General features: G+C 60.1%; 17 protein-coding genes and 1 pseudogene. 8 read left to right on the top strand and 10 right to left on the bottom strand.

Going from position 1 to position 16,958, the window contains the following annotated elements; all coding sequences use genetic code 11:
* Positions 1-63 precede the first annotated feature (63 nt).
* Positions 64-708 carry an orotate phosphoribosyltransferase gene (gene pyrE / locus AC1RBR_RS00165; RefSeq protein WP_042608114.1) on the top strand — a complete coding sequence of 215 codons (645 nt, stop codon included), beginning with the start codon at positions 64-66 and terminating at the stop codon, positions 706-708.
* A gap of 167 nt (positions 709-875) precedes the next feature.
* Here pyrE and AC1RBR_RS00160 read toward each other — a convergent pair whose 3' ends face one another.
* From AC1RBR_RS00160 to coaBC, 7 genes and pseudogenes are all read right to left on the bottom strand, one after another.
* The gene (locus AC1RBR_RS00160) at positions 876-1,259 is read right to left on the bottom strand and encodes a hypothetical protein (RefSeq protein ID WP_095137701.1); all 384 of its coding nucleotides are present in this window, start codon (positions 1,257-1,259) and stop codon (positions 876-878) included.
* Positions 1,246-1,818 (bottom strand): hypothetical protein, encoded by a 573-nt coding sequence (locus AC1RBR_RS00155; RefSeq protein WP_481396082.1) that lies wholly within the window; start codon positions 1,816-1,818, stop codon positions 1,246-1,248. Before AC1RBR_RS00155 ends, AC1RBR_RS00160 begins: the two co-directional genes overlap by 14 nt.
* A gap of 16 nt (positions 1,819-1,834) precedes the next feature.
* Positions 1,835-2,047 (bottom strand): hypothetical protein, encoded by a 213-nt coding sequence (locus tag AC1RBR_RS00150; protein ID WP_095137699.1) that lies wholly within the window; start codon positions 2,045-2,047, stop codon positions 1,835-1,837.
* A gap of 203 nt (positions 2,048-2,250) precedes the next feature.
* Positions 2,251-3,156, bottom strand: coding sequence for an acetylglutamate kinase (gene argB, locus AC1RBR_RS00145; RefSeq protein ID WP_007962366.1), 906 nt, complete (start codon positions 3,154-3,156; stop codon positions 2,251-2,253).
* A gap of 17 nt (positions 3,157-3,173) precedes the next feature.
* Positions 3,174-4,550 (bottom strand): annotated as a pseudogene (locus AC1RBR_RS00140) (phosphomannomutase/phosphoglucomutase); the annotation flags it as partial.
* Between the two features lie 330 nt (positions 4,551-4,880).
* Positions 4,881-5,336, bottom strand: coding sequence for a dUTP diphosphatase (gene dut, locus AC1RBR_RS00135; protein WP_003229483.1), 456 nt, complete (start codon positions 5,334-5,336; stop codon positions 4,881-4,883).
* 5 nt (positions 5,337-5,341) lie between these two features.
* On the bottom strand, positions 5,342-6,550 hold the full coding sequence (gene coaBC / locus AC1RBR_RS00130; RefSeq protein WP_095137696.1) for a bifunctional phosphopantothenoylcysteine decarboxylase/phosphopantothenate--cysteine ligase CoaBC: 1,209 nt from the start codon (positions 6,548-6,550) through the stop codon (positions 5,342-5,344).
* 136 nt (positions 6,551-6,686) lie between these two features.
* Between coaBC and radC the strand changes: the two genes are divergently transcribed.
* A complete protein-coding gene (gene radC / locus AC1RBR_RS00125) occupies positions 6,687-7,361 on the top strand; it encodes a RadC family protein (protein ID WP_027610412.1) in 675 nt (224 codons plus the stop codon).
* A 135-nt stretch (positions 7,362-7,496) separates the two neighbouring features.
* On the opposite strand, the gene AC1RBR_RS00120 is transcribed toward radC, so the two are convergent.
* Positions 7,497-9,083, bottom strand: coding sequence for an ABC transporter substrate-binding protein (locus tag AC1RBR_RS00120; RefSeq protein WP_492562420.1), 1,587 nt, complete (start codon positions 9,081-9,083; stop codon positions 7,497-7,499).
* Between the two features lie 446 nt (positions 9,084-9,529).
* On the opposite strand from AC1RBR_RS00120, the gene rpmB reads away from it, so the two are divergent.
* Both rpmB and rpmG read left to right on the top strand, forming a co-directional pair.
* Complete coding sequence (gene rpmB, locus AC1RBR_RS00115) at positions 9,530-9,763, top strand: 50S ribosomal protein L28 (protein ID WP_003229474.1); 234 nt, start codon at positions 9,530-9,532, stop codon at positions 9,761-9,763.
* Between the two features lie 11 nt (positions 9,764-9,774).
* Entirely contained in the window at positions 9,775-9,930 is a 156-nt protein-coding gene (gene rpmG, locus AC1RBR_RS00110; protein WP_003177274.1) for a 50S ribosomal protein L33, read from the top strand.
* 179 nt (positions 9,931-10,109) lie between these two features.
* Here rpmG and AC1RBR_RS00105 read toward each other — a convergent pair whose 3' ends face one another.
* Positions 10,110-10,472, bottom strand: a complete 363-nt coding sequence (locus AC1RBR_RS00105) for a cupin domain-containing protein (protein WP_096796087.1) — start codon at positions 10,470-10,472, stop codon at positions 10,110-10,112.
* 233 nt (positions 10,473-10,705) lie between these two features.
* Between AC1RBR_RS00105 and AC1RBR_RS00100 the strand changes: the two genes are divergently transcribed.
* Positions 10,706-12,199: an aldehyde dehydrogenase gene (locus AC1RBR_RS00100; RefSeq protein ID WP_047596781.1), complete on the top strand. Its 1,494-nt coding sequence runs from the start codon at positions 10,706-10,708 to the stop codon at positions 12,197-12,199.
* Between the two features lie 186 nt (positions 12,200-12,385).
* Positions 12,386-13,528 (top strand): MFS transporter, encoded by a 1,143-nt coding sequence (locus tag AC1RBR_RS00095; protein WP_456018222.1) that lies wholly within the window; start codon positions 12,386-12,388, stop codon positions 13,526-13,528.
* An 86-nt stretch (positions 13,529-13,614) separates the two neighbouring features.
* Here the strand turns inward: AC1RBR_RS00095 and AC1RBR_RS00090 are convergent, their stop codons facing one another.
* Positions 13,615-15,165, bottom strand: coding sequence for a phospholipase D family protein (locus AC1RBR_RS00090; protein ID WP_492562416.1), 1,551 nt, complete (start codon positions 15,163-15,165; stop codon positions 13,615-13,617).
* A 312-nt stretch (positions 15,166-15,477) separates the two neighbouring features.
* Here AC1RBR_RS00090 and AC1RBR_RS00085 point away from each other — a divergent pair, with 312 nt between their 5' ends.
* Both AC1RBR_RS00085 and AC1RBR_RS00080 read left to right on the top strand, forming a co-directional pair.
* Positions 15,478-16,128, top strand: a complete 651-nt coding sequence (locus tag AC1RBR_RS00085; RefSeq protein ID WP_095137691.1) for a DUF1120 domain-containing protein — start codon at positions 15,478-15,480, stop codon at positions 16,126-16,128.
* A gap of 87 nt (positions 16,129-16,215) precedes the next feature.
* Positions 16,216-16,929, top strand: a complete 714-nt coding sequence (locus tag AC1RBR_RS00080) for a fimbria/pilus chaperone family protein (RefSeq protein ID WP_492562414.1) — start codon at positions 16,216-16,218, stop codon at positions 16,927-16,929.
* Positions 16,930-16,958 lie beyond the last annotated feature (29 nt).

The following is a 16,958-nucleotide window of genomic DNA, read 5'->3' as shown; positions in this document are numbered from 1 at the left end:
CGTGCGTGTATGATACACGGCGTCAAGCTAATTAGCTAAATCCGTGGTATTTGGGGTTTTTTCATGCAAGCGTATCAGCGCGATTTCATTCGTTTTGCCATCGATCGCGGCGTTTTGCGCTTCGGTGAGTTCACCCTGAAGTCCGGACGCACCAGTCCTTACTTCTTCAATGCCGGCCTGTTCAACTCCGGTTCGGCCTTGGCGCAGCTGGGGCGTTTCTACGCGGCAGCCATTGCCGAAAGCGGCATTCCGTTCGACGTGCTGTTTGGCCCGGCCTACAAAGGTATCCCGCTGGCAGCGACCACCGCTGTCGCGCTGGCCGAGCATCACGACCGTGACCTGCCGTGGTGCTTCAACCGCAAGGAAGCCAAGGCCCACGGCGAAGGCGGCAGCCTGGTCGGCGCACCGCTGACCGGCGAAGTGCTGATCATCGACGACGTGATCACCGCCGGCACCGCGATCCGCGAAGTGATGCAGATCATCGCGTCCCAGGACGGCGCCAAGGCCGCCGGCGTGCTGATCGCCCTGAACCGTCAGGAGCGTGGCAACGGCGAGTTGTCGGCGATCCAGGAAGTCGAGCGTGACTTCGGTATCCCGGTGATCAGCATTGTTTCGCTGAATCAGGTGCTGGAATTCCTCGCCGATGATCCGCAGCTCAAACAGCATCTGCCAGCCGTGGAAGCGTACCGCGCCCAGTTCGGCGTCTGACGGCGGTCAGCTTTTGTGGGAGCGGGCTTGCTCGCGAATGCAGTTGTTCATTCAGCATTGATGTCGACTGATACGACGCATTCGCGAGCAAGCCCGCTCCCACAGGGGATGTTCGGTGATAATAAGACCCCGTTCATTCAGGATGAACGGGGTCTTTTTGTTTACGGTTAACGTAAGTTTCGCCATTTCTTCAGCAGTTTCAGGGTCAATCCCGCGTTGATCAGCGCGAATGCCAGCAACGCCACAACCACCATCACGTATAGCGTGCGATCAACCTCAAAATCCCATAGATCCAGTGTGCTGCTGCCGATAATGCCCACGGCGGCTGGCAGGTTGACGTAAAACAGCGCTGCAAAGGCGCCGGTCAGCGGCAGCGCACGCCAATAAACAGCATTCTTGATCTTCTCGCGGCTGCGTTTTTTGATCTGCGGACCTGTTTGGTATTCATCCAGCGCCAACGCCTCATGGAGCGTCGGCCAAGCCAGATTGAACATGAAGGTGGTCAAGGTCAGCAGCAAGCCGCTGACCGCGACGATGTCACTGAACGGCATTGAGGCCCAGCGTCGCGCACAGCAAATCGTGAGAGTCCTCACTGATCTCGAACTGCCCGGCGCTGCCTTTGCGTTTGGTGATGGGTTTGAACGTCGGCTCATTCTGGGTGATCAGCATGTTCAGCTCATCACGAATCACGTCCGAGTTGATGACCACCAGATACACGGTTTGCGCATACTCTGCAGACGCCACGACTGCCCGCATGCTGTGTTGCAAGATATCGTCGAGCTGATTGCGAAAGCGCGACACAGTGTTTTTCAGCAGGGTTTTGCTCTGGCTCTGGGTCAGCTGGAAGATCGTCGAGATCTGTGACTCGGTCGGCAAGGTCTGCCCAAAGTAACTCTGAATCAGGTACAGCAGGCGATCTTGTTTGGCCTCATCGGCCCGGCTGGGCATGCCGCCCTCAACCAGCATTTTCAGATATTCGGTCAGGCTGGCCTTGGCAATGCGCTGAAGGGCGTTGGCAATTTCCGCGTCGCCGATACGCAGGGTTTTTTTGACCGGTTCCTTTTGTTCCTGCTCGAAAGCGTCGGCGTCGATATTGAAAGATATTTGCATGGCTCGTCTCCCTTGGTTATTTGGAAGACTGACCCGGATACGGATCGGCAGCAGCGTCGCCCTGGCCCGTCAGGATGTTCCAGCCATTGAGCACATGAGTGCCGGGTTGGTAGTCAGGGCAGGGCGGCAGTGAGGTTTTCGACTGGTTGGAATACTCGCGTCCGCAATCTGCACATTCGTAGGTGCCTGCGGAAACATCGCTGCCGTACGGTACGTGGTCTTTTTGCATGGGGAAGATCTCCTGTGGGTTCAGGGAAGATCCTAGGGCGATTTATTCTGAGGAGATGTCGGACGTTTCGCTGAATGGAGTCAGACGCTTCTTGCAGGCATAAAAAAGATCGCAGACTTCGTCAGCTCCTACAGAAATTTCGTACGCACGAAATTTGCTTTTGTAGGAGCTGCCGCAGGCTGCGATCTTTTGCGTTTCAGCGATCAGTGACGCTTGCGATTGCTGATCAGCGTGCCCACACCGGTGTCGGTGAAGATTTCCAGCAGGATCGCGTTCGGTACGCGGCCATCGATGATCAGCGAGCTGCCGACACCGCCCTGAACCGCTTCCAGCGCACAGCGGATCTTCGGCAGCATGCCGCCGTAGATGGTGCCATCGGCTATCAGGTCGTCGACCTGCTGAGTGCTCAGGCCGGTCAACACGGTGCCAGACTTGTCCATCAGGCCGGCGATGTTGGTCAGCAGCATCAGCTTCTCGGCTTTCAGCGCTTCGGCGACTTTACCGGCCACCAGGTCGGCGTTGATGTTGTACGACTCGCCGTTTTCACCCACGCCGATTGGCGCGATCACCGGAATGAAGTTGCCTTTGACCAGCAGATTCAGCAGTTCGGTGTTGATCCCGACCACTTCACCGACCTGACCGATGTCGATGATTTCCGGCTGGGTCATCTCCGGGGTCTGGCGGGTGACGGTGAGCTTCTTCGCACGAATCAGCCCGGCGTCTTTACCGGTCAGGCCGATGGCGCTGCCGCCGTGACGGTTGATCAGGTTGACGATGCTTTTGTTGACCTGACCGCCGAGAACCATTTCCACCACGTCCATGGTCGCGGCGTCGGTGACGCGCATGCCATCGACGAAGTGGCTTTCGATCGACAGGCGCTTGAGCAGATCACCGATCTGCGGGCCGCCACCGTGAACCACCACCGGGTTGATGCCCACGGCTTTCATCAAAACGATGTCGCGGGCGAAGCCGGTTTTCAGCTCCTCGCTTTCCATCGCGTTGCCGCCGTATTTGATCACCAGGGTCTTGCCGACATAACGTCGGATGTAAGGCAACGCTTCGGACAGGACCTGGGCGGTGTGGGCGGCGGCTTCGCGTTCGAGGGTCATTCAGGGCTCCGGGTGAATCAGAACGGTAGTTGGAGATCAGGTGCAACGCGTTTCAGTTGGGCGTGGAACACCGCCTTGATACGCGCAAGTTCTGCCTCGTCATCGGCCTCGAAACGCAGCACCAGCACCGGTGTGGTGTTGGACGCGCGCACCAGGCCCCAGCCTTTGGCGTAATCGACTCGCACGCCGTCGATGGTGGTCAGGTCAGCGCCTGGGCCCCACTGTGCGTCGTGCAGTGCATCAATGATGCTGAATTTGCTCTCTTCGGTCACATGGATATTGATTTCCGGCGTAGAAATATCGTTCGGGAAGGTCGCAAACAGCTCTTCCGCGGTGGATTTTTCCTTGCTGAGGATCTCCAGCAGCCGAGCGGCGCTGTAGATCCCGTCGTCGAAACCGAACCAGCGTTCCTTGAAGAAGATGTGCCCGCTCATTTCGCCGGCCAATAGAGCACCGGATTGTTTCATTTTCTTTTTGATCAACGAGTGACCAGTCTTCCACATTAGCGGGCGACCACCGTATTCCTTGATCAGCGGCACCAGACGACGGGTGCATTTGACGTCGAAAATGATCTCCGCGTCGGGGTTGCGCGCCACCACATCGCGGGCGAACAGCATCAGCAGACGATCCGGGTAGACGATGCTGCCAGTGTTGGTCACCACGCCGACACGGTCGCCGTCGCCATCGAAGGCCAGGCCGAGATCGGCGTTGGTTTCCTTGACCTTGGCGATCAGGTCGACGAGGTTTTCGGGCTTGCCCGGATCCGGGTGATGGTTGGGGAAGTTGCCGTCGACTTCGCAGAACAGCGGGATGACCTCGCAGTTCAGCGCTTCGATCAGTTGCGGGGCGATCACGCCAGCCGCGCCGTTGCCGCAGTCGACCACGACTTTCAGGCGTCGGGCCAGTTTGACGTCCTTGACGATTTCGGTGGTGTAGCGGTCAAGGATTTCGACCTGGGTCACGCTGCCCTGACCGCTGGTCAGGTCATTGGTCTTGATGCGCTCGTGCAGCACCTGGATCTGCTCGTTGGCCAGGGTGTCGCCGGCGATCACGATCTTGAAGCCGTTGTAGTTCGATGGGTTGTGGCTGCCGGTGAGCATTACCCCAGACTTGCCAGCCAGTACGTTGGCCGCGTAATACAGCGCCGGTGTCGGCACAAGGCCGACGTCGCTGACGTGGCAGCCGCTCTCGGCGATACCGCGGATCAGTTCTGCAACCAGCTCCGGGCCGGACAGACGGCCGTCGCGACCGACGGAAACGTTCGGCTCGCCCTGGGCCAGGCTCTGCGAGCCGATGGCGCGGCCGATCCAGTAGGCGGTTTCGGCATTGAGGAATTCCGGCACGGTGCCGCGAATGTCATAGGCGCGGAAGATGCTGTCGGGAAGCTTCGGGGCGATCTTGGCGGGGGTGCTCATCTGCACAAATGCTCCATCTCGAAAGTGGCGGGACACACCGACGATTCACTCGGCGGCAGGCTCAAACTGAAGGGTATGACGGCGTTTTCCACAGAGAGTTCGTGGTGTGAAAGGGCCATGACGCCTCGGCGGGCGTGGCTTGTGGCCGGCAAAACCTTGATTTACGGTGTTAAAGCCTGCTTCCGATGTAGCGCATTTTTTGTGGCGAGGGAGCTTGCTCCCGCTTGGATGCGCAGCGCCCACAAGATTTTGGGTCTGCTGCGCAGCCCAGCGGGAGCAAGCTCCCTCGCCACAATGATGTATATCCGGTTATTTGGTGCCGGTATGGCCAAATCCGCCCGCGCCGCGCTCGGTTTCGACGAACTCTTCAACCATTTCGAAATGCGCCTGCACCACCGGTACCAGCACCAGCTGCGCCAGACGCTCGCCGACGGTCATGGTGAAGTCGCTCTGGCCACGGTTCCAGCAGGAAACCATCAACGGGCCCTGATAATCCGAATCGATCAGGCCAACGAGGTTGCCCAGCACGATGCCGTGCTTATGGCCCATGCCCGAGCGCGGCAGGATCAGTGCGGCGAGGTTCGGGTCGCCGATGTAAACCGACAGACCGGTAGGGATCAGCACGGTTTCACCCGGCTTGATCACGATGTCCTGCTCCAGCATGGCGCGCAGGTCGAGGCCGGCGGAGCCCGGGGTGGCATATTGCGGCAGCGGAAATTCAGTACCGATGCGGGGGTCGAGGATCTTGGCTTGCAAAGCGTGCATGTAAATTAAACCTGGTTCAGACGTTCGGCGATAAAAGTGACCAGTTGGCGAGCGATCTTGCTCTTGCTGGTCTGGGCGAAAACGGTGGCGTGAAGCCCACGGTCGATCACGCTGCAGGCGTTTTCTTCGCTGTTGAAACCGATGCTCGGGTTGGCGACGTCGTTGGCGACGATCAGATCGAGATTCTTGTCTTTCAGCTTGCGTGCAGCGTAGTCGAGCAGGTGTTCGGTCTCGGCGGCAAAGCCGACACTGAACGGACGGTCGGGACGGGTCGCGATGGTGGCCAAGATGTCCGGATTGCGCACCATTTGCAGGACGAAGCCGTCGCCGCTTGTAGGGTCTTTCTTGAGTTTTTGCGGGGCAACGACTTCCGGACGGTAGTCCGCCACCGCCGCCGACGAGATGAACACGTCACATGGAATGGCCGATTCGCACGCTGCGAGCATGTCGCGGGCACTGACCACGTCGATGCGCGTGACGCGATCCGGCGTCGGCAGGTGCACCGGGCCGCTGATCAGGGTCACGCGGGCGCCGGCTTCCACCGCAGCTTCGGCCAGAGCGAAGCCCATTTTCCCGGAGCTGTGGTTGGTGATGTAGCGCACCGGGTCGATGTTTTCCTGGGTCGGGCCGGCGGTGATCACCACATGCTTGCCGGTCAGCGCTTGGCGCTGGAAGCAATCCGCCGCGCACTGCGCCAGATCGGTGGCTTCCATCATCCGGCCCATGCCGACGTCGCCGCAGGCCTGGCTGCCAGAGGCCGGGCCGAAAGTCTTCAGGCCGCGACTTTCAAGGAGTTGCAGGTTGGCTTGGGTTGCCGGATCGCGCCACATCGCCTGATTCATTGCTGGCGCGACGGCCACCACGGCGTCGGTGGCCAGCACCAGGGTGGTCAGCAGATCGTTGGCGATGCCTTGGGCCAGACGGGCGATCAGGTCAGCGGTGGCCGGGGCGATCAGCACCAGATCGGCCCATTTGGCCAGTTCGATGTGGCCCATCGCCGCTTCGGCGGCCGGGTCGAGCAGATCCAGGTGAACCGGGTGCCCGGACAGCGCTTGCATGGTCAGCGGGGTGATGAACTCGGCGCCGCCATGGGTCATGACCACGCGCACTTCGGCGCCCTGGTCGATCAGGCGACGAACCAGATCGGCGCTCTTGTAGGCCGCAATGCCGCCGCCGACGCCCAGAACGATGCGTTTCCGATACAGCCGCTGCATAGGTCTGCCTTTACATTTCGTGGGTGACATACGTGGCGAAACCCCCTCCCCAGGGTGAATTCGCCCGCAAAAAAGATGGGCTACGATATCACAGCGACCGCTATGGAACAGCGGTGCCCACAGACAAGGAAGGTGTATGAGTATTCGCGATTGGCCGGCGGCGGAACGGCCGCGGGAGAAGCTGCTTGAACAGGGCTCGGGAAGTCTTTCAGATGCCGAGTTGCTGGCGATTTTTCTTCGTACCGGGGTCACGGGAAAGAGCGCGGTGGATCTGGCGCGACACCTGCTGACGCAATTCGGCAGCCTGCGCGCATTACTGGAGGCCGATCTCGCGGCGTTCAGCGGGCAGTTGGGATTGGGGCCTGCGAAATTCGCGCAGTTGCAGGCGGTGCTGGAAATGGGGCGGCGACATCTGGCCGAGTGCATGCGTAAAAAGCCGGCGCTGGAAAATCCGCAGGCAGTTCGGGACTATCTGAAATCCATGCTGCGCCATGAGCCCCACGAGGTGTTCGGCTGCCTGTTTCTCGACTCCAAGCATCAAGTACTGACGTTCGAGGCACTGTTTCGCGGCTCGATCGACAATACCAGCGTGCATCCCCGGGAAGTGGTGAAACGCTCATTGGCCAACAACGCGGCGGCGGTGATTCTCTGCCATAACCACCCGTCGGGGAACAGCGATCCGAGTCAGGCGGATCGGCAACTGACCAAGCGTTTGCAGAAGGCTCTGGACCTGATTGATGTGCGGGTGCTGGATCACTTCATCATCGGCGACGGCGAGCCGCTGTCGATGGCGGAGTGTGGCTGGATGTAGCTTTCTACAACAAACGCCAACCCCTGTGGGAGCGGGCTTGGTCGCGAATGCGGTGAGTCAGTCACTAAAAATGTTGGCTGATCCGACGCCTTCGCGAGCAAGCCCGCTCCCACAGGGGGGCTGTGTTGTGGAAGGTTATTTCAGGTTGACCTTGGAGTAGTCCTGGCGGCCGAACGGGCTCACTGCGTAACCCTGCACATCCTTGCGCGTCAGCGCATAAGCGGTCGGGTGTGCCAGCGGCAACCAGAGTGCCTGCTGCTGAATCTGCGCCTGCGCCTGTTCGTACAGCTTGGTGCGCACGCCTTGCTCGCTGGTGGTCTTGCCGGCGCTGATCAGCTTGTCCAGGTCGGCATTGCAGTAGCGGGCGAAGTTGGTGCCGGACTTCACCGCCGCGCAGGAAAACTGCGGCGTGAGGAAGTTGTCCGGATCGCCGTTGTCGCCGGCCCAGCCCATGAACAGCAGGTCATGCTCCCCAGCCTTGGCGCGGCGAATCAGTTCGCCCCACTCGATCACGCGGATTTCCGCCTGAATGCCGATTTCCGCCAGATCCGACTGCAGCAATTGCGCGCCCAGACTCGGGTTCGGGTTGAGCAGGCTGCCGGATGGACGCGTCCAGATGGTGGTCTGGAAGCCGTCCTTGAGTCCGGCCTTGGCCAGCAGTGCCTTGGCCTTGGCCACATCGTGCGGATAGCCCGGCAGGTTCTTCGCGTAGCTCCAGGTGTTCGGCGGGTAAGGGCCATTGGCGGGTTCGGCGGTGTCTTCGAACACGGCTTTGACGTAGTTGGCTTTGTCGAAAGCGAGATTGATCGCCTGGCGCACTTCCGGTTTGTCGAGCGGTGGATGCTGGCTGTTGATGCCGACGAAAGCGGTCATGAACGCGTCAGTCTTTTCCACTTTCAGCGTCGGCTCTTCCTGCGCGGCCTTCACGTCCAGCGGTTTTGGCGAAAGGGCGATCTGGCACTCGTTGCGCCGCAGCTTTTGCAGGCGCACGTTGGCGTCCGGGGTGATGGCGAAGATCAGCGGGTCGACCGCAGGCTTGCCGCCGAAGTAGTCCGGGTTGGCCTTGTAGCGCACCGAGGCGTCTTTCTGGAAGCGCGTGAAGATGAACGGACCGGTGCCGATCGGCTGGCTGTTGAGCTTGTCGGTGGCGTCGGCCTTGAGCAGCTTGTCGGCATATTCGGCGGAATAGATGGAGGCGAAGCCCATGCTCAGGGTCGCGAGGAACGTCGAGTCCGGGTGGTCGAGAGTAAAGCGCACGGTCAACGGGTCAAGCGCGTCGATTTTCTTGATCAGTGCCGGCAACTGCATGGACTGGGCGTGCGGGAAGCCGCTTTGCGTCACTTTGTGCCATGGGTTGGCCGGATCGAGCATGCGATCGAAGCTGAATTTGACGTCTTCGGCGCTCAGGGTACGGGTCGGCTTGAAATAGTCAGTGCTGTGAAACTTCACCTGCGGGTGCAGCTTGAACACATAAGTCAGGCCGTCGGTGCTGATTTCCCAGCTGTCGGCCAGGCTCGGCACGACTTTGCCGCTGGTGGTATCGAAGTCGACCAGACGGTTCATCAGCACATCGGCCGAAGCGTTGGTGGTGGTCAACGAGTTGTATTGCACCACGTCGAACCCCTCGGGGCTGGCCTCGGTGCACACGCTCAGGGCGGCAGCCTGGGCCAGGGGACTCAGCAGAAGCGGGGCGAGTAACAGGGGTAGGGCAGCGAGGCGCATGGTCGGCTTCCTTTACAGATCGAAGGCCATCTGCAGGTGCAGTCTGGAAAAGGGTTACCCTAGAGGGCTGGATTGCAAATGACTATCCCCTTTTTGCATTTTTCGGGCCGGGGCAGTGGCGTTTTTCAGACCACGGTGCACGAGGAAAAGTCGAAAACCTTTGTTAGAGCGGTTTTCTGCGACGAGTGGTCGAAACTCGCCTCAGCCTTTATCCAAAGCGTCCGCAGCCGGAAAAAGCGCCTTTTTACCGCTTGATTGCACATCCATTGTTGTTGCACCCCGGTCTTTCTGGTATAAAGCAGCGCTCTTTTCTAGGGGCCCGGTTCCTTCACTGTAGGTGTAGCCGGTAAGACCTCTAAAGAAACGCGGCGCCTGGCGCCAAATGACTGAGAGATTAAGCGGCCAACCCATGCCGGGTTGGGCATGTGGTTTTAGAGGGCTGAGGCATGTCGAGAGTATGTCAAGTTACCGGTAAGGGTCCGGTAACCGGGAATAACATTTCCCACGCAAACAACAAAACCCGTCGTCGTTTCCTGCCGAACCTGCAGCATCACCGCTTCTGGGTTGAAGAAGAGAAACGTTTTGTGCGTCTGCGCGTATCTGCCAAAGGCATGCGCATCATCGACAAGCGTGGCATCAGTGTCGTGCTCGCCGAACTTCGCCGCGATGGCAAGATTTAAGGGAGCTAATCATGCGTGAATTGATTCGTTTGATCTCGAGCGCCGGTACTGGTCACTTCTACACTACCGACAAGAACAAGCGTACTACCCCGGACAAAATCGAGATCAAGAAATATGATCCGGTTGTTCGCAAGCACGTGATCTACAAGGAAGGCAAAATCAAGTAATTGATTTTTCCCGACTTACAAAAAAGGCCCGTATCTCACGATACGGGCCTTTTTTGTTGCCTTGAGTTTTGTGCTGACTGTTGCGACGCTTTCGCGAGCAGGCTCGCTCCCACAATGGAATGCGGTCGAATGTGGGAGCGAGCCTGCTCGCGAAGGGGCCGGTAATATCGGCGAAAGACTCAGGCCTTCTGTTCAAAGATCACATAGATCTTGCGGCAAGCCTCCAACACTTCCCAAGTACCACGGAAACCGGCCGGAATCACAAAGCGGTCGCCAACACGCAAGGTCTTTGCATTGCCATCGCTGTCACGCAGCACCGAAACCCCCTGCAGGATTTCGCAGTATTCATGCTCGGTGTAGTTCACCATCCACTGCCCAACCGCGCCTTCCCACACGCCAACACCCATTTGCCCGCAAGGGCTGTCGTACTGGTTGAACACCGCTTGCTCTGGGTCGCCCTTGAGCACTTTGGCCGGGTCCGGGCGATAGCGTTCGGCTTCGCTGCTGGTCAGGCTGATATCGACGACGTTCTGGATGTTCATTGTTGTTTTCTCCCGTGATGACGGCGCGGTGGCTTGAATGGGCCAAAGTCTATGTTTATTAAAATGAACACCGCAAGGGCGTATGGCGCGCTTATGTCAAATATATTGAAACAACCCCGGCCGCTGGTTTAGGGTGGCGGGTGCCTTGGGCCGAAAAGCAGGCTGGCCGGGCAGCATTCCTGAAGACGTCCGCGAAGACGCGGCGCTCTATTCAACAAGAGGAGGACACTCGAATGACCACCCTGACTCGTGCCGATTGGGAACAACGTGCTCGCGACCTGAAGATCGAAGGCCGCGCCTACCTCAACGGTGAATACACCGACGCCGTCTCCGGCGAGACTTTCGAGTGCATCAGCCCGGTCGATGGCCGTCTGCTGGGCAAAATCGCCAGCTGTGACGCCGCCGACGCCCAGCGCGCCGTGGAAAACGCCCGCGCCACCTTCAATTCCGGCGTCTGGTCACGCCTGGCGCCGACCAAACGCAAAGCCACCATGATTCGTTTCGCCAGCCTGCTCAAGCAGCACGCTGAAGAACTGGCACTGCTCGAAACCCTCGACATGGGCAAACCGATCAGCGACTCGCTGTACATCGACGTACCGGGCGCGGCGCAAGCGCTGAGCTGGAGCGGTGAGGCGATCGACAAGATCTACGACGAAGTTGCCGCCACGCCGCACGATCAACTGGGTCTGGTGACCCGCGAGCCGGTCGGTGTAGTCGGCGCCATCGTGCCGTGGAACTTCCCGCTGATGATGGCTTGCTGGAAGCTCGGCCCGGCGCTGTCGACCGGTAACTCTGTGATCCTCAAACCGTCGGAAAAATCCCCGCTGACCGCCATCCGCATCGCTGCGCTTGCGGTTGAGGCCGGCATTCCGAAAGGCGTGCTCAACGTGCTGCCGGGCTATGGCCACACCGTCGGCAAGGCGCTGGCGCTGCACAATGACGTCGACACCCTGGTGTTCACCGGTTCGACCAAGATCGCCAAGCAACTGATGATCTACTCCGGCGAATCGAACATGAAGCGCGTGTGGCTGGAAGCCGGCGGCAAGAGCCCGAACATCGTCTTCGCCGATGCGCCGGACCTGCAAGCCGCTGCCGAATCCGCCGCCAGCGCCATCGCCTTCAACCAGGGCGAAGTCTGCACCGCCGGTTCGCGTCTGCTGGTCGAGCGTTCGATCAAGGACAAATTCCTGCCGATGGTGATCGAGGCGTTGAAAGCCTGGAAGCCGGGCAATCCGCTGGACCCGGCAACCAATGTCGGTGCGCTGGTCGATACCCAGCAGATGAACACCGTGCTGTCGTACATCGAATCCGGTCACACCGACGGCGCCAAACTGGTGGCGGGCGGCAAGCGCATTCTTCAGGAAACCGGTGGCACTTACGTCGAACCGACGATTTTCGACGGCGTGAGCAATGCGATGAAGATCGCTCAGGAAGAGATCTTCGGCCCGGTGCTGTCGGTCATCGCCTTCGATACCGCCGAAGAAGCGATCCAGATCGCCAACGACACGCCGTATGGCCTGGCCGCTGCAGTCTGGACGCAAGACATTTCCAAGGCGCATCTGACGGCCAAAGCGTTGCGGGCCGGCAGCGTGTGGGTCAATCAGTACGATGGCGGCGACATGACCGCGCCGTTCGGTGGCTTCAAGCAGTCGGGCAACGGTCGCGACAAGTCGCTGCACGCGTTCGACAAGTACACCGAGCTGAAGGCGACGTGGATCAAGCTGTAAGCCGTTAGCGGGAGTCTGATTCGTCCAGGCTCCCGAACTTACGGAGATCCCCTGTGGGAGCGGGCTTGCTCGCGAAAGCGGTGTATCAGTCAGCACATCTGCTGAATGTGAAACCGTTTTCGCGAGCAAGCCCGCTCCCACAGTGGTTTTGTAGTGCACATAAAAATATCCACAGGAGCGTGGACCATGCGTTGGGCGACGTATTTCGCCGTGTTGGCGTCTGTCTTGAGTGTCGGTCTGGCCCTGGGGGTCAGCATGCCGCTGGTGTCGTTGCGTCTGGAGAGTTGGGGCTATGGGTCCTTCGCCATCGGCGTGATGGCGGCGATGCCGGCGCTTGGCGTATTGCTGGGCGCGAAGATTTCCAGTCATCTGGCGGCACGTCTCGGCACCGCGAACCTGATGCGCCTGTGCCTGTGGGCCGGCGCATTGTCGATCGGCTTGCTGGCGCTGCTGCCGAGTTATCCGGTCTGGCTGGTATTGCGCCTGATGATCGGGGTGATCCTGACCATCGTGTTCATCCTTGGCGAAAGCTGGATCAATCAACTGGTGGTGGAGAACTGGCGCGGCCGTCTGGTCGCTCTGTATGGCAGCAGCTACGCGCTGAGCCAACTGTCTGGTCCGCTGCTGTTGGGGGCGCTGGGTACTGAGCATGATTATGGATTCTGGGTCGGCGTCGGGTTGCTGACGGTTTCGCCTTTGCTGTTGATGGGCCGCAGCGGTGCTCCGAGCAGTGAAGCCAGCAGCGTGACCTTTGGCGACCTGTGGGGGTTTGCCCGTGAGTTGCCGGCGATTGCTTGGGCAGTGTCACTGTTCGCCGCGTTCGAGGCGATGATCCTCACGCTGCTGCCGGTGTATTGCCTGCAGCAGGGCTTCACCGCCGAGATTGCGTTGGCGATGGTCAGCACGGTGGTGGTCGGCGACGCACTGTTGCAACTGCCGATCGGCGCGCTGGCGGATTACCTGTCGCGGCGCACCTTGTTCGCCGGTTGCGCAGTGATCCTGATGCTGTCGAGTCTGGCGATTCCGCTGTTGATCGACACGCTGCTGATCTGGCCGTTGTGGGTGTTGTTCGGCGCCAGTGCCGGTGGCCTGTTCACCTTGTCACTGATTCTGATTGGCGAGCGTTATCGCGACGATGCTCTGGTGCGCGCCAATGCGCACATTGCGCAGCTGTGGGGTGTCGGCTGTCTGATCGGGCCTTTGCTGGCGGGGGCGGGCAGTCAGTGGATCAGCGGGCATGCGTTGCCGTTGTTGATGGCGGCGGGGGCGTTTGGATTGGTGATTCTGCTGATGCGTCAGGGGGCATTCGGGACGGTGCAGACGGCTTAAGGTCAAAAGATCGCAGCCTGCGGCAGTTCCTACAGGGAAACCGCATTCCAGTGTAGGAGCTGCCGCAGGCTGCGATCTTTTGCTTTTTAAAGCATCCGCTCCAAGCCGACAGTGGTGCTGAACCACGCATTGACGCGCCGCCACCAGCTCCCCGGTTCCTTGGTCAGGGTGTGCATCTGACCATTATCCTCGGTTACCCAGACGATCTCGCCATCCTGCAGTTTCGCTTCATAACTCAGGGCCGGCGCCATGCCTTGCAGCGCCAGTTCGCGCACGTGTTCGGCCAGTTCCGGGCTGTCCACCAGAACCCCGACTTCGGTGTTCCACAGCACTGAGCGCGGATCGAAGTTGAACGAGCCGATGAATGCTTTCTGCCGATCGAAAATCATTGCCTTGCTATGCAGGCTGGAATCCGAACCACGGAAAGACTTGCTGTAGAAAAGATGCGGGCCGCTGCCATAGTTATCCCCGGGCTGACGGCGCAGTTCATACAGTTTCACCCCGTGCTCCAGCAGCGCCTTGCGATACGGTGCGTAACCGCCGTGCACCGCCGGCACATCGGTAGCTTCCAGCGAGTTGGTCAGCAGGCTCACCGAGACCCCGGCGTCGGCGCGCCCGGTCAGGTACACCAGCCCCGGCTGGCCGGGCACGAAGTACGCCGAGATCATGATCAGCTCTTTGCTGACGCCGCGCAGTTCCGGCGCCAGTTGCGTGGTCAGCAACAGTTGCGGGTCCGGTTCGTCCTTGGCCAGCACTTTGCTCGGCGCATCCCACAGCGCCTGGTTCCAGGCCCAGATCAGTTCCTTGCGCCAGATGTCCATGCGTGGCGCGGTCTTGAACGTCATCAACTGTTGATACAGCGCGTGATTCTGTTTGCGGGTTTCATCCAGCGACTCTTCCAGGCGCGTGCGGGTGTTCTGCAGGTCTTTGGCGTTTGGTTTGCTGGAGAGGAATTCGTCGATCGGCTTGCTCAGCGCGCTGTTCCAGTACTGGTCGAAACTGTGCCCGAGTTGCTCGGCCACCGGGCCGACGCTGAGCATGTCGATGTCGGTGAAATTCAGATTCGGCTCGGCATCGAAATACTCGTCGCCCAGATTGCGCCCGCCGACGATGGCCACGCTGTTGTCCGCCAGCCACAACTTGTTGTGCATGCGCCGGTGTTGCAGCGACAGGTTGAACAGGCGTCCGGCGGCGCGGGTCACGCCGGTGCTGCGACCCAGGTGCAGCGGGTTGAACAGGCGGATGTGGATCTGCGGATGCGCCGCCAGTGTGGCGATGATCGTGTCGAGGCCATCACTGGTGGTGTCGTCGAGCAGGACGCGCACGCGCACGCCGCGGTCGGCGGCCTTGAGCAGTTCCTCCACCAGCATCCGCGTGCTGACGCCGTCATGGACGATGTAGTACTGCAAGTCGAGGCTGGTTTGTGCGTTGCGAATCAGCTCGGCGCGGGCGGTGAACGCCTCGGTGCTGTTGGACAGCAAGCGGAAGCCGGAGCGGCCCTGATAGGGCGCGGCCTGGGTCTGAATCGAGCGACCGAATGCGGAGCCCGCGGCCGGCAACGCCTGGCTGGGTTCGCGCGGCGCATCGAGGGTGGCGCAACCACTGGCCAACGAGCACAACACACAGACAGCGAGCAATTTTTTTCCGGGTCGCACGTTGGTTTCTCGGCTGGAGGCAGGGGGTGACGGAGTATGGCACGCAGAGGATTTCAAAGACCGCTAACGGCGGCTCCTCGCCACACTGTGTAAACAATTAGTCGTTCAAAAGTAGGAATGAGTTCGCCTGTGGTTTTGGACTATTTGTTTTGTTGTTTTTTCAGCTCCTGGTCGGCGCCGATTCCTACATACGGATCCTGCAAAAAACGAAATCATCGCCCCGGTGTTCAGCGTCTTGTGAAGGCAATGCGCTGAACAACTGCCATTGATCAATAACCGATGAAGTAGGGACTGATGAAAAAAACAACATGGATGGCAGCCGTCGCGGCTGCAGTATTACCCACCCTGGTGGTCGCCGAGAGCGTGGATCTGAGCGTGATCGGAACCATTATTCCGACCTCGTGCATCCCTGCATTTGCCGGTGGTGGCACGGTAGATTTGCGCAAGATATCCGCAGCCACCCTGAACAAGACCACGCAGACGGTGCTGCCGACCCACGATATTTCGCTGCACATCAATTGCGATGCAGAGGCATCGGTCGAGGTGTCGGTCAGAGACAATCGCACAGCCACCAAATTGCCGGGCATCAACGATGGCGCCGGTAACAGCGATCCGGCTTTGTTCTACGGCCTGGGTGAAATCAACGGCATCCGTATCGGCGGATTTGCGCTGCGTCACGGTCTTCCGGAAGCCGACGGTGCCCCGCAGACTCTGATGACACGCACTCTGGCAGCACCGGCGTGGCAACTGCCTGCTTCGCCGCTGGTGAGCAATGCGCCGGCGCTCTACTCATGGGGTTCCGGCGTAGCAGCTGGCCCGGTCGCGGCGCGTCACCACGGGTTTCCGATGAGCCTGTTGCCGATCATCGGCCCGAGCAACGCGCTGCCGATCACCAGCGAGATTCCGCTCGATGGCTCGGTGACCTTCGACATGTACTACCTCTGATCGTCAGAGCCCGGTCATTACCGGGTTCTTTCAGGTTCATTCAGCGCGCCCTTCGACGGGTGCGCTACGCCCTGCGGAGCAATACCGATGCCGATTTCCATGTGCCGCCCAGGCTGGCGGGCGTTGCCACTGTGCCTGCTCGCCTTGATTTTGATGCCCGGGGCCCACGCTGCCGGAATGGTGCCGCAAACCCCTGTGCTGGTGGTGGGTGAGGGTATCGGTGAAGCGACGATGAATGTGCGAAACACCGAAACGCGTCCGGCGCTGCTGCACACCACGGTCGAAAATATCGAGCCGCATGATCAACTGCTGTTGCTGTTCAGTCCGCCGATTGCCCGTGTCGAAGCCGGGGCGGTGCAGCAGGTACGGTTCATGTTGCAGAGCGCCGAACCGTTGCAGACCGAGCATCTGAAACGGGTGATTTTTGAGGGGATCAATCCTGTCGCAGGTGTCGACGGCGCCCGGGTCAATCTGGGGGTTCGGCAAAACCTGCCGGTGATCCTGCGCCCCGCCGGCCTGCCGGTGGAGCGCGAGCCATGGAAACGCCTGAGCTGGTCAGCCACGGCTGAAGGCTTGCTGGTCAGTAATCCCAGTCCTTACGTGGTGCGCCTGGCTAAAGCGATTGTTCCGCTGCCGGGCACACAGGCGGTGGATCTGCCGCGGACCTGGATCCTGCCGGGAGAGCGCCTGTCTGTCGGGCTGCCGATGAGCGTGACAGTGCGGGCAATGGAGGTACGGATCTTTCCGGCGACCACGTATGGCTTTGCGGTCGGCCATTTCGATGCCCCGGTAACGCGATGATGTCCTGTAGGGCCCGGCGGGGACTGGCA

The organism is Pseudomonas sp. GW823-FHT01D03 (assembly GCF_058798255.1).
This window is presented reverse-complemented; position numbering and strand designations above follow the sequence as displayed.

What these genes read in the sequence shown, in the direction of transcription:
- AC1RBR_RS00120 (WP_492562420.1), bottom strand. Translation starts at nt 9,083, where the DNA reads ATGCGCCTCGCTGCCCTACCCCTGTTACTCGCCCCGCTTCTGCTGAGT.
- argB (WP_007962366.1), bottom strand. Translation starts at nt 3,156, where the DNA reads ATGACCCTCGAACGCGAAGCCGCCGCCCACACCGCCCAGGTCCTGTCC.
- AC1RBR_RS00160 (WP_095137701.1), bottom strand. Translation starts at nt 1,259, where the DNA reads ATGCCGTTCAGTGACATCGTCGCGGTCAGCGGCTTGCTGCTGACCTTG.
- AC1RBR_RS00080 (WP_492562414.1), top strand. Translation starts at nt 16,216, where the DNA reads ATGCCGATTTCCATGTGCCGCCCAGGCTGGCGGGCGTTGCCACTGTGC.
- AC1RBR_RS00085 (WP_095137691.1), top strand. Translation starts at nt 15,478, where the DNA reads ATGAAAAAAACAACATGGATGGCAGCCGTCGCGGCTGCAGTATTACCC.
- pyrE (WP_042608114.1), top strand. Translation starts at nt 64, where the DNA reads ATGCAAGCGTATCAGCGCGATTTCATTCGTTTTGCCATCGATCGCGGC.
- coaBC (WP_095137696.1), bottom strand. Translation starts at nt 6,550, where the DNA reads ATGCAGCGGCTGTATCGGAAACGCATCGTTCTGGGCGTCGGCGGCGGC.
- AC1RBR_RS00105 (WP_096796087.1), bottom strand. Translation starts at nt 10,472, where the DNA reads ATGAACATCCAGAACGTCGTCGATATCAGCCTGACCAGCAGCGAAGCC.
- radC (WP_027610412.1), top strand. Translation starts at nt 6,687, where the DNA reads ATGAGTATTCGCGATTGGCCGGCGGCGGAACGGCCGCGGGAGAAGCTG.
- AC1RBR_RS00150 (WP_095137699.1), bottom strand. Translation starts at nt 2,047, where the DNA reads ATGCAAAAAGACCACGTACCGTACGGCAGCGATGTTTCCGCAGGCACC.
- rpmB (WP_003229474.1), top strand. Translation starts at nt 9,530, where the DNA reads ATGTCGAGAGTATGTCAAGTTACCGGTAAGGGTCCGGTAACCGGGAAT.
- AC1RBR_RS00155 (WP_481396082.1), bottom strand. Translation starts at nt 1,818, where the DNA reads ATGCAAATATCTTTCAATATCGACGCCGACGCTTTCGAGCAGGAACAA.
- rpmG (WP_003177274.1), top strand. Translation starts at nt 9,775, where the DNA reads ATGCGTGAATTGATTCGTTTGATCTCGAGCGCCGGTACTGGTCACTTC.
- AC1RBR_RS00100 (WP_047596781.1), top strand. Translation starts at nt 10,706, where the DNA reads ATGACCACCCTGACTCGTGCCGATTGGGAACAACGTGCTCGCGACCTG.
- dut (WP_003229483.1), bottom strand. Translation starts at nt 5,336, where the DNA reads ATGCACGCTTTGCAAGCCAAGATCCTCGACCCCCGCATCGGTACTGAA.
- AC1RBR_RS00095 (WP_456018222.1), top strand. Translation starts at nt 12,386, where the DNA reads ATGCGTTGGGCGACGTATTTCGCCGTGTTGGCGTCTGTCTTGAGTGTC.